We start from the raw sequence: 11,834 nt of genomic DNA, 5'->3' as shown, positions 1-11,834 counted from the left end.
GGGTAGTCAATTTCCATGTTATACCCCAATAAAAAATGACTATCAAATTAGCATACATTTTGATAGTCATTTTTTATTGTTTGTGATAGTTAACCGAACCCGTTACAAGCACCGCCCGGTTAAAAAAATTATGCTTTATTGCTTGATCTAAACTCTCTAATTTTCTCTTTGACTGTTTCTTTCACAGCTTCCTTACCCGGTGTAAGGATTGCCCTGGCGTCATACACTTCTTTATCGTTCTCTAGTATATTTCGGACAGCTCTCGTCCATGCCTGTAAGCATTCTGTATTCACATTAATTTTGGCATGCCCCAGTTCAATAGCTTGATGGATTTGGTGTAATGGGATGCCTGAACCGCCATGTAATACAAGCGGCACATTGGTTAATTCTGAAATCTCTTTCATCTCAGCGAACCCTAATTTTGGTTCTCCTTGGTAGGGGCCATGTACAGAGCCAAGGGCCGCTGCCAGTGCATCAACTTCTGTTTCTTGTACAAGCCGTAAACATTCCTGAGGATCTGCGTAATTAATACCGCCGATGAGACCATCTTCGTTACCGCCCACGGTCCCGACCTCCGCTTCAACTGTAACACCATGAAGTCGGGCATAGTCTGTCACTTGCTTTGTCATGGCAATGTTTTCTTCAATGGAATAGTGCGAACCGTCAATCATCACGGAAGTATATCCAGCATCAATGGCTTCTTTACATCTTTCCACACTTTTCCCATGATCAAGATGCAGGGCAACTGGTACCGTAATCTTCTTTTCCTCTACAATTCTATTTACCATCGTAGCAATCGTCTTAAATCCGCCTAAATAATCTACTAGTCTATCGGATGAGGCCACAATGATAGGAGACCGTTCCTCCTCTGCTGCTTCCAGCATCGCTTCTGCCCATTGAAAGCTGTTGATATTAAATTGCCCTACTGCATATTTTTCTTGTTTCGCCTTCTCAAGCATTTCTTTCATCGGAACTAACCTTGATGTTGCGATCATTTCCATCCCACCTCTCTTGTCTGAATTTTCAAATTTATTAACGCGGATCAAATTCAAGTGAATTTGATCCAACCTCATGTTGTTTTAAGCTTTTTAGTATTGTTTTGCCGTTTCTAATTTGTGCTTCCTTAACTCAAATGCCTTTTGGATGCTTTCTTTATCGGATACTTCTGCCACACCGACATTCCACCAGCTATCATAGCCATCTGTCATTGTTTTTGGAAGGACTTTAATATCGATTAGTGTAGAGACTTCCTGCTTCTTGGCATCTTCTAGCGCAGCCTTCAATTCTTCGACTGTATTGACACGATATGTTTTTGCACCATATCCTTCAGCCACTTTTGCATAATCAATATTTAAGATTTTATTATCATGGGTTCTAAATTCACAGAAATAACTGCCTCCACCATGATCCATTTGTAAATTATTGATACATCCAAATCCTGAATTATCAAAGAGGACAACATTGATTTTTTGTCCGTATTGAATAGACGTGATTAATTCAGAATGCAGCAATAGGAAGCTGCCATCACCAACAAGGGAATACACTTCTTTCGTTGGCTCCGCCAATTTTACCCCTAATGCACCGGAGACTTCATACCCCATGCAAGAGTATCCGTACTCGACATTGTACGTATTTGGTTCAGACGTATTCCAAATCCGCTGTACGTCACCTGGAAGGGACCCAGCTGCGGTGATGATCACGCTATCAGGTGAAATCGTCTCATTCACAGCTAGTAATGCGGTTGTCTGAGCGAGCTCTGTGTTAAGTGCGTCCGCATATTCATTTAGTACTTCTTGCGAAAAATGATTTTTTACTTCCGGAAGGAAATTTTCACGTTTGAATGTTACTTGACTCAAACGGTCGCGTTCGGCATTCCATTCCGCTTTCAGGTCAGCAATTTCACTGCCAAAATCACTTTCATATCCTTCTAATAATGGAGCCAATTGCTCTAATGTTGTTTTTGCATCTGCGACAACTTCGAAGGCATCCATTTTATATGCTTGCAGACGGCTGACATTGATGTTTAAAAACTTGGTTTGGTCAAAGTCAAAGGCCGTTTTGGAAGAAGTCGCAAAATCGGTATATCGTGTGCCAATTCCAATAAATAGATCGGCTTGACGTGCTGCTTTATTGGCTGCCAGTGTACCAGTAATCCCCATTCCACCTAGATTATTTTTGAAATCAGATTCTATTGTGGCTTTACCAGCTTGTGTTTCTACTAATGGGATATTATGTTTTTCCGAAAGCGAGACCAAAATCTCACGTGCTTGGGAATATTTTGCGCCACCGCCAACTAAAATGACCGGTTTTTTGCTTGCACGAATCCGTTCGGCAGCTCCCTTAAGTTCTCGCTCAACTGGTGCTTTACGATCCACATAATGGACGCGTTTTTCAAAGAATTTTTCATCATAGTCAAACGCTTCCCCTTCTACATCTTGCGCAATACAAATCGTTGCCGGACCTGCTTTTCCCTGGTCGGTCATCACTTCAAAGGCACGAAGCAAACTTGGCATTAACTGTTCAGGCCGTGTAATCCGATCCCAATATCTAGAAACTGGTTTTAATGCATCATTTGTCGTTACAGCTAAGCTGTATTCCTGTTCTACTTGTTGTAAAACGGGATCAGGCTGTCTGGATGCAAAGGTATCACCCGGGATAAACAATACAGGGATGTTATTGGCCAAAGCTGTTCCAGCCGCTGCGGCCAAGTTCGCTGACCCTGGCCCAACAGAAGTTGTTACGGCATAAATTTTTTGTCGAAGCATTTGTTTACTGTAGGCGATGGCTGCGTGTGCCATTCCCTGTTCATTTTTGCCTTGAATCACTTTTAAATGGCCTGAGTATTGCTCAAGTGCCTGCCCTATTCCTAAAACATTTCCATGTCCAAATACATTAAAGATTCCTTCAACAAATGGAAATTCTTTTCCGTCCACATGGATATATTGTTGATTTAAAAATTTAATTAATGCTTGCGCCGTTGTTAATCTAATTTTCCCCATGGCTATTCTCACCTCAAACTGTTTGTTCAGCTTTTTCAGATCTTTCCGCAATCAACTGTTCAATTTCAGATACGGTTGGCATCGCTTCTGAAGAACTGTGTTTACTTACCACAATGGCTGCAGAGGCACTGCCGAATTTAAGAGCGGTTTCAATATCCTTGCCTGTGATTAAAGCGTATAAGAAGGCAGATGCGTAAGAGTCGCCTGCACCAAACGTTTTTAAAACTTTTGTTAAGTAAGCGCGGCCTCTAAATGTTTCTCCTGACTTTGCATAGGCATAGGAACCTTCTACACCATGTTTGATCACAACTAATTCTGGAGAATGCTTAAACAACTGTTCGATGGTTGCTGCGTTGCTGCCTTCAGTCACATTTTCCATGACATCAAATTCATCGCGTGTACCAACAACAACATCTGACTGCTGTGCTACTAATGTATAATAAACAGATGTTTCTTCAAGAGATGTCCATGTATATCCGCGATAGTCTAATTCGAATACTACTTTTGCATCATTTTTCTTTGCTAGCTGAATCGCTTTTAACACCGCTTCACGAGAAGGGCTTTTGGCAAGAGCAGTTCCGGAAACAAGCAGAACTTTTGCTCTTTTAATATAATTTTCATCTACCTCTGAAGGCTGTAAATAAAGATCAGCAACTTCATCACGGTACATGAGAATGCTGCACTCTTCCGGACTTTTAATCTCTGTAAAAGCCAGGCCTGTCTTATGACCTTCTTGATCCACCACCATGTTGGATGTATCCACACCCACACCGCTCATATATTGCTCAATAAACCGGCCATGCTGATCATCGGCAAGTTTCCCAATGAATCCTGCTTTTAATCCAAGCTTTGATGAACCGATGGCGATATTTGCCGGTGAACCACCTACATACTTTTTAAATGTCATCGTTTCTTCCATTGGACGGTTGTATTCCACTGCGTTCAAGTCCATGCAAGCACGGCCGATGGCAATAAGATCAAACTCTCTATCAGAATGAAATTGAATTTTCATGATTAAAGCCACTCCTTTATTTTCGGTTTAGAATCCATTCATGGGCTGGTTCGTTGTAGAATTTCCAGATACGTGTTGGTCCTGCCATTACATTTAAATAATAGGACTCATAACCATCAGGCACACCAACTGGATGGTATCCAGCCGGTACTAATACGACATCACCATTCTCTACTGCCATGGTTTCATCAAGTGAACGGTCATCTGTATAGACGCGTTGGAAGACAAATCCTTGCCGCGGGTTCATTTCATGATAGTAGCTTTCTTCTAAAAAAGATTCATCCGGCAAATTATCTTGATCATGCTTATGCGGCGGATAGCTTGACCAGTTTCCGCTTTCTGTGAATACCTCTACAACTAACAAGCTATTTGCAGACGGGTCTGAATCAGGTAAGATATTATGCACTAAACGCTTATTGCTGTATTTTCCTCTATTTTCAATTCCATTCTCTTCAGCCTTTATTAACTTTGTTGGGAGTTGATTGTTCGAAGGAGAGTAGCAAAGAGCCACACGAGCTTGTGTAACACCCTCTACCTCAAAAGAACGATCATTTGAAACATAGACACTATCGGTTGGTCTCTTTTCGAAAACGCTTTCCCTTGTGCCAATATTCTCAAATACTTCTCCGTCAGCCGACACATTTATTTTTCCTGTTAGGGCAACGATGCAGCATTCCACTTTGCTTAAGTCTTCTGTATACTTAGCACCTGGTGCTAAATCTACTACTTTAAAACCAACATATTCTAACGGGGAGTTTTCACTAGTTACTTCCTGAATGATGGTAACTCCTGGTGACGTTTCGTTTTGTTTGGGCTTTCGGAGCAATTTACTCAACTTGTAATCCTCTCCTATCTATGTAATAGCTATTATCCTGACCGTAGAGGACAGGATAATAGCATTTTATGTTGCTATCACTTATTCGAATTTTGGTGTTTTATAATTAGCCGTAACAACTTTTTTATGTGTATAGAATTCAACCCCGTCTTTTCCGTTGGCAGGTAATGTTCCATAGAAGGAAGATTTCCATCCTGAGAACGGGAAGAAAGCGATTGGAGCTGGAACACCTAAGTTAACGCCCAGCATTCCTGCATCGATATTTTCACGGAAGTAACGAATCGAAGATGCATTTGAAGTATAGATACATGCACCATTTGCAAACTCAGATTTATTGGCTGTTTCAACCGCTTCTTTTAGATGTTTAACACGAACGATTGAAAGGACTGGTGCGAAAATTTCATCTTTCCAGATGGTCATATCAGTTGTCACATCGTCGAAAATCGTTGGTCCGACAAAATATCCTTCTTCAGGGGCATTTTCACGGCCATCACATACAAGTTTAGCACCTTCATCAATACCTGTTTGAATATATCCTAATGTACGCTGCTGATTTTGTTCGCGAATAACTGGTCCTAAGAATACACCCTCATCAAGGCCATGTCCGATTTTGACCGCTTTTGCTTTCTCGACTAATTTCTCAAGAAATTCATCTGCAATTCCTTCTTCAACTGTTACAACAGCGCAAGCCATGCAACGTTCGCCAGCAGAACCAAACGCTGAAGCGATAACGTTAGTTGTGGCAAGTTCTAAATCTGCATCGTTTAATACGATGGAATGGTTTTTCGCACCTGTTAAGGCTTGAACACGTTTTAAATTTTGGCTTCCGCGCTTATAAACATATTCTCCAACTGGCTTTGAACCTACGAATGAAATAGCTTTTACTTCTGGGTGGTCTAACAGTCCGTTTACTACATCATGTGCACCATGAACCACATTAAATACGCCCTTAGGAAGACCAGCTTCTTCTAATAGTTCTGCTAATCTATTAGCCAATAATGGTGTTCTTTCAGATGGTTTAAGAACAAAGGTATTTCCAACGGCAATGGCGGTTGGGAACATCCAGCATGGTACCATCATTGGGAAGTTAAATGGTGTAATTCCGCCAACAACACCGATTGGATAACGATAATTTGTGACCTCCACATCTGTTGCAATTGTTGAAAGTGAATCTCCCATCATCAGTGTAGGAGCACCTGATGCAAATTCTACATTTTCAATTCCGCGCCCTACTTCCCCAAGTGCTTCTGTAAGATTCTTACCATTTTCTATTGTAATGATTTTAGCCAATTCTTGCTTGTTTTTTTCTAATAGTTGCTGGAAGTTGAACAGGACTTTCGTACGTTTTAGAACAGGTACATTTTTCCAGCTTTCAAATGCTTTTGCTGCTACCTCTATGGCATAATCAATTTCTTCTTTTGTTGAAAGGGGAACCTGGGCAATGACTACTTTTTTCGCAGGATCGTACACATCTTCGAATTGAGTCGCTTTACTTTCAACCCATTCACCATTTATGTAATTTTTTAGTTTCTTTACCTGTGTTAATACTTTAGACATCTTTTTTCCTCCTTAAGAAAAACTTCTTATCATTTTTTGAGTAATTTTTAATTTCGAAACGATTAAGACTCTAGTTAACTGGTAAGATACTTTTAATTATTTGTTACTTGTTGGTTATGTTTTGGTCATCTTTGATTACATCTTAATACTATAAACGCTTTCAGTCAACTATTTTTTAATATTTTTTTAGTATCGAGTTAACATCATTTCGGCCCTAGGCTCCTTACAATTTACCAGTTAAAAACTGTGCTTCTCCAAATCCAAAGCTCCAGTCAGACGCCCCATTGGTAACAATAGAAACCATAATATCATTTGGGGCAATTCCACAGCTTTCACCAAGCTCTTGTACCAAGAGTTTATAAAAGGATTTCTTTTGCTTGTCACTTCTTTGGGTACTTGTTACACTCACAATGACTAAATCATGGCTCCTCTCGAATCCTAATCCAGTATCTTCAATGATTAATTCATTGACAGGATGTTGATTTATTATTTGGTAACGATCTCTTTCAGGTACGCCAAAGGCCTTTACAACGGCTCGGTGGGAAGCATCTAATAATTGTTTTAAAGCTTTATCATCCCGGCCCTGTATTAAATCAAAGCGAATTAACGGCATATTTCTCTCCCCCTATTAAAAGTAGTATTTCAACCAATTTATCAACTCACTATTAAATATTGAGTATATTTTGGTTAAGTTATGATTATATCATAGTATTTATTCAGGCTGCCGTCAATACTTATTCTTCCATTTGGATGTAAAGTTTTTGGAACTACGAGAATTCATTGACAAGCTTTAGGAATTTACTAAAAGAGATAGAATCTAAAAAAGCCTTTCCTCATCAAACACTGAGGAAAGGCTTTAATTTATGAGATTTTCCGACCCAGAAAAGAGTTTCTACACACGATTAAATATATAATCCCTCTTTAATGGATTTCAACGTAACTTCATTGGACCACTCTGGTTTATCAGGAAACGCGAATACTGAATTTGTTACAATTCCATCAAATTTCATTTCTCTTAATTTCCGATATAATGCATCGAAGTTTACTTCCCCTTGGCCAGGATTCAAATGTTGATGGATGGTTACGTTTGCATCAGGCGGATTAATGATATAACGTAATCCAAATGCCGCTTTATGATTAAGCGTATCAGCAATTAGGACATGTGCGAGTAAATCTCCTGCTTCATCTAAGTGTTTGGCTACATCACCAATACCATCATCATAAAAGAAAGCATGTGCTACTGAATATACCAACTTAATCCAATCTTTATCAAGTGCACGAATCATTTGAATTGCCTCCGTGTTCAACTCAATAAAATCATGGGGATGAGATTGTAAATTTAGTTTAATACCTTCTTGTTCAAAGATCGGCATTAACTCGTCCATTGATTTTACAAAAGCAGCTTCACTTTCAACTGGACGGCTTTTGTCACCGGCAAATTCGCTGTTCATTAAATCAACTCCTAATTCAGAAGTGATTTCAATACAACGTTTCCAATTCCTTACTGCAGCCTGGCGTACTTCTTCGTTTGGCGAAGACCATTGCTGAACAGGAAGCACGGAAGAGATTTGAACGCCGGCATCTGAACAATATCTTTTTAAATCTTTTATCAGCTGCTTATCAACCTTTGGATATTGATTAAACCAAATAAAATCTTTACGCGGAGATAACTCCACCCATTCATACCCTAATCTGGCAACTGCATCGATAGTATCTTTTAAATTTGTGTTGTCACGATAATGTGACGGATCGTAAGCTAAACGCATTCTCATTTTCCCCTTTCTTTTGTAAGCAACAACATGTCAATTATGTTTTGTATTACTATTAAAAAGTAAATACTCTTTATTACTCTTAATATGTAATGTAATTCTCTACTCATTCCAAAATATTTTTTAGCCGCATATAAATCCCAAATCGATTTCATGATTGATAACCTTCATATACCCAAAGTTTTTATTATATGTTGGGTAACTCTTGGTTATCTATATGTACATATTAATACGAAACGTACCTACAATCAATATTTTTTTATTATTTTTTTATGAGAATATGTGAGAGCCATAAATATTTACAAAAAATCCCCTTCTTTCGTGGCGTTAGCCACAATTGAAGGGGATTTTGAAAGATTCCACTAGTCAGCCATAACAAGTTGTATGCCATTTTTCTTAGCATATTCTTGATAGGTTTCATTCGGAAGCGCGTCGGTAACAATATAGTCAATTTCATCAAAACCGCAATAGGTCATTAAACCATATTTATCAAATTTATCCTGGTCTACCAATAAATAGACCTCTGCACTTCTATTCACAACGATCTTTTTCAATTCACTCTCTAGGGGGGATGCGTTGGTTACACCATTTGTTAAGGAAATCCCCGTGGAAGCCATAAAGGCTTTCTTAATATTATAATCTTTTAGCAAATCCATATTTCGCGGGTTTACAAATGATTTGGTTTTACGTTCAAGCATACCACCGATTGTGATAACATTTATTTTTTCATATGGAAGTGAATCAACAATAAAATCAATGTTATTTGTAAAAACAGTCACTTGTTTGTCCTTTAAATATTCAAGCATTTCAATTGTAGTCGTGCCTGAATCAATAAAAATAAAATCCCCATCTTCCACGTAACTTGCTGCCTTTTTTGCAATTAATTCTTTCCGATCCTGGTTACGCACTTGTCTTACTTGGAAAGATTCGAGCTTACTTTGAACGACGGATACCCCGCCATAAACTTTTTTAAGTTCCCCGCGGTCCACCAATTCTTGGACATCGCGTCTTATCGTATTTTTAGATACATTAAAAACTGTAACTAATTCGTCTAATGACGCTGATTGATGCTCATTAACATATTCTTGAATCTTTTTTAAACGTTTCTCTTTAATCATATCCGTTTCACCCTAGTTTTCTGCATCATAAATTGTTATCGTTTACAATTATAACATATATATTACCAACAACTAACCAAAACCTTGGTTATATTTTTAAAAAATGTAAAGTCATTTATTGGGTTTTTTAATTGGCTATGATTAGTTGTATGGCATTATTCCTAGCGTATTCCTGATAGGAATTACTTGGGAGCTTATCGGTTACTAGATAATCGATCTCAGCTAAACTGCAATAGGTCATTAATCCATATTTATCAAACTTGTCATGGTCTACCAATAAATAAACCTCGGAACTTCTGTCAACAATTGTCTTTTTCAATTCACTTTCTAGAGGAGATGCATTCGTTACACCGTTTGCTAATGAGATACCAGTAGATGCCATAAACGCTTTCTTAATATTGTAATCTTTTAGTAAGTCCAAACTTCGTGGGTTACTAAACGAATTGGTTTTAGGATCAAGCATTCCTCCGATTGAGATGACATTCAAATGTTCAAATGGAATGGCACGAAGAATAAAATCAATACTATTCGTAAATATGGTCAGCTGTCTTTCCTTTAAAAATTCAAACAATCCGATTGTCGTGGTTCCTGAATCAATGAAAATAATATCGCCATCTTCCACATAACTTGAGGCTCTTTTCACAATTGATTCTTTTTGCCCTTTGTTACGTATCTTTCTATCTTGAAAGGATTCAAGTCTTTTACGAACGGTAGTAACCCCGCCATAAACTTTCTTCAGTTCTCCACGGTCAACTAATTCTTGAATATCTCGTCTAATGGTATTTTTAGAAACCTCAAAAACTGTAATCAGTTCGTCTAATGACACTGATTGATGTTCAATAACATATTCCTGAATTTTTTTGATACGCTTCTCTTTCATCATTTTAGTTCACCCTAGTTCTGGCTTAATAATACCCATATATCCATTTATTATATAATATAACACAAACATCACCAATACTTAACCAATACTTTATTAATTTTTCCAAGAAAGTTTGTTATTCTACAAATCGGAATTTAATCGTTCAGGTATATTTTCCCATTTTGTTAATCTACCTAAAAATCAAAAATTCCCCTTCATAATAAAAAAGGGGAATTTCTTTTGGTTCACTTATTAAGTATTAGACCGGATAATTTGTAATATTTCACTACGGGCTCTATAACGATGGATTGTAACATGAATCGTGCAGCATCCGGTTCAGCGGAATGCATAACAGCAACAATGGCCTTCAATTCGGAGTAAAAAAGATTGGCGCTTCATCAACATTCTTCAGCCATATATACTCTTTACAATTTAAACCGTCCTTCACCCAGACATCACCTTTAGATCCAACTCCCGGCTTGCGAACCCAAGTAAGATAGGTACCAACAACTTGAGGTACTTCATCAAGTTCATTATTGTTTGGAAATGAGATTTGCTTTTGTTCTTTTGTTTTAATATTAATCTCATACAGTGTGGTGAACATCGTTGGAACGGGCCCTTCTTTCCACACCTTGTTCTCTTTTGCGCGAGCGACAATCACCTTTTCCGGTGAGAACCATTCCAAATCAAGGTCTACAAAACCTTTAGGTGTGTATTCCTTTTGCGGCTTGTAAGTTGGCATATCAGCAATCGTCGTTTTCTTATTTTCAACAAAAAATCTTCCTTCTCCTGAAATATAGGCTAGTTGGTTGGCTGATGGAGCCCACTTGAACCAGTTTTTGAAACCTAACATTTTACCTACCGCTTGAAAGTGTTCTCCTTTGGAGGTTAAAACACATAAAGTATTGCTATCCATCGACCAAGAGGCGGTTGGAGTTGCTAAAAAGCTAACCCACTTCCCGTCCGCACTCCACTTAAAATAATCAGCATCAATCGCAAACAGCTCAGGTTCTTTTGTTTTTATGGTATAAAAATGCCTCATTTTTTCTTTCGCGAGATTGGCATCTACTGGTATTCGATAAAGCGGAATGGGCCCCCATCCCGTTGGACGTAACTTAGATTGTGAGGCAACGATAAATTCCTTCCCATTCGGAAACCATTCAAAACCGCTAACCCCAAGTGAGACATTTTCAAAACCTTCCGGACGGCCATTCTTTGTTTTCGTAATGTTCAAAATGCCTTGATCATTGTAGGCTAATTGATTTTTGGTTGGAGACCATTTAAAGTCAGATGTTTCGACCCTTACGTAAGGCTGGTAGGTTTCCCTTTCCTTTGTATCATAAATAAATAGATTAGATTTTTCACCCTTTTCATCCCCATCAATAAAACCAATAAACCTACCATCATATGACCATTTCTGAGAATACACATATCGATTTTTAGTGATTTGTATTTCTTGTTCTCCCTTTTTGATCCAGAGCTGATGGTCACGGATAAAAGCAGCAGTGAGCGGAGTTTCTGCACTGACAACCAACGAAAAATTAAGACTGAATAAAATTATTAATAATACAATCCGAAATCCCAAGAGTATCCCTCCTGTTTATATTGTGCCCTGATAGGAACTTGGGATGCTCCTAACTAACAATCGTGAAATGGTCCAATTTGGAGGATATCTTCCAATT

10 protein-coding genes are annotated in these 11,834 nt (G+C 38.4%); all 10 read right to left on the bottom strand.

Features of this window, described 5'->3' with window-relative positions:
- Positions 1-128: 128 nt before the first annotated feature.
- Positions 129-995 (bottom strand): class II fructose-1,6-bisphosphate aldolase, encoded by an 867-nt coding sequence (fba, locus tag AC4QJR_RS03920; protein ID WP_496525364.1) that lies wholly within the window; start codon positions 993-995, stop codon positions 129-131.
- 93 nt (positions 996-1,088) lie between these two features.
- A complete protein-coding gene (gene iolD / locus AC4QJR_RS03915) occupies positions 1,089-2,999 on the bottom strand; it encodes a 3D-(3,5/4)-trihydroxycyclohexane-1,2-dione acylhydrolase (decyclizing) (RefSeq protein ID WP_496525363.1) in 1,911 nt (636 codons plus the stop codon).
- 13 nt (positions 3,000-3,012) lie between these two features.
- Positions 3,013-4,011 (bottom strand): 5-dehydro-2-deoxygluconokinase, encoded by a 999-nt coding sequence (iolC, locus tag AC4QJR_RS03910; RefSeq protein ID WP_496525362.1) that lies wholly within the window; start codon positions 4,009-4,011, stop codon positions 3,013-3,015.
- Between the two features lie 16 nt (positions 4,012-4,027).
- Positions 4,028-4,846 (bottom strand): 5-deoxy-glucuronate isomerase, encoded by an 819-nt coding sequence (gene iolB / locus AC4QJR_RS03905; RefSeq protein ID WP_496525361.1) that lies wholly within the window; start codon positions 4,844-4,846, stop codon positions 4,028-4,030.
- An 81-nt stretch (positions 4,847-4,927) separates the two neighbouring features.
- Positions 4,928-6,403, bottom strand: a complete 1,476-nt coding sequence (locus AC4QJR_RS03900; protein WP_496525360.1) for a CoA-acylating methylmalonate-semialdehyde dehydrogenase — start codon at positions 6,401-6,403, stop codon at positions 4,928-4,930.
- 223 nt (positions 6,404-6,626) lie between these two features.
- Positions 6,627-7,016, bottom strand: a complete 390-nt coding sequence (locus AC4QJR_RS03895; protein ID WP_375374393.1) for a tautomerase family protein — start codon at positions 7,014-7,016, stop codon at positions 6,627-6,629.
- A gap of 289 nt (positions 7,017-7,305) precedes the next feature.
- On the bottom strand, positions 7,306-8,169 hold the full coding sequence (locus AC4QJR_RS03890; protein ID WP_496525359.1) for a sugar phosphate isomerase/epimerase family protein: 864 nt from the start codon (positions 8,167-8,169) through the stop codon (positions 7,306-7,308).
- Between the two features lie 365 nt (positions 8,170-8,534).
- Positions 8,535-9,290, bottom strand: a complete 756-nt coding sequence (locus AC4QJR_RS03885) for a DeoR/GlpR family DNA-binding transcription regulator (RefSeq protein ID WP_375374392.1) — start codon at positions 9,288-9,290, stop codon at positions 8,535-8,537.
- A 127-nt stretch (positions 9,291-9,417) separates the two neighbouring features.
- Positions 9,418-10,173 carry a DeoR/GlpR family DNA-binding transcription regulator gene (locus AC4QJR_RS03880; protein WP_496525358.1) on the bottom strand — a complete coding sequence of 252 codons (756 nt, stop codon included), beginning with the start codon at positions 10,171-10,173 and terminating at the stop codon, positions 9,418-9,420.
- Between the two features lie 346 nt (positions 10,174-10,519).
- Positions 10,520-11,737 (bottom strand): eIF2A family protein, encoded by a 1,218-nt coding sequence (locus tag AC4QJR_RS03875; protein WP_496525357.1) that lies wholly within the window; start codon positions 11,735-11,737, stop codon positions 10,520-10,522.
- Positions 11,738-11,834 lie beyond the last annotated feature (97 nt).

It is taken from the genome of Neobacillus sp. BP17 (assembly GCF_059579525.1).
This window is presented reverse-complemented; position numbering and strand designations above follow the sequence as displayed.

Excerpts from the sequence above, each read along its gene's own strand:
- AC4QJR_RS03885 (WP_375374392.1), bottom strand. The coding sequence starts at position 9,290 with ATGATTAAAGAGAAACGTTTAAAAAAGATTCAAGAATATGTTAATGAG.
- AC4QJR_RS03895 (WP_375374393.1), bottom strand. The coding sequence starts at position 7,016 with ATGCCGTTAATTCGCTTTGATTTAATACAGGGCCGGGATGATAAAGCT.
- fba (WP_496525364.1), bottom strand. The coding sequence starts at position 995 with ATGATCGCAACATCAAGGTTAGTTCCGATGAAAGAAATGCTTGAGAAG.
- AC4QJR_RS03880 (WP_496525358.1), bottom strand. The coding sequence starts at position 10,173 with ATGATGAAAGAGAAGCGTATCAAAAAAATTCAGGAATATGTTATTGAA.
- iolC (WP_496525362.1), bottom strand. The coding sequence starts at position 4,011 with ATGAAAATTCAATTTCATTCTGATAGAGAGTTTGATCTTATTGCCATC.
- AC4QJR_RS03890 (WP_496525359.1), bottom strand. The coding sequence starts at position 8,169 with ATGCGTTTAGCTTACGATCCGTCACATTATCGTGACAACACAAATTTA.
- iolD (WP_496525363.1), bottom strand. The coding sequence starts at position 2,999 with ATGGGGAAAATTAGATTAACAACGGCGCAAGCATTAATTAAATTTTTA.
- AC4QJR_RS03900 (WP_496525360.1), bottom strand. The coding sequence starts at position 6,403 with ATGTCTAAAGTATTAACACAGGTAAAGAAACTAAAAAATTACATAAAT.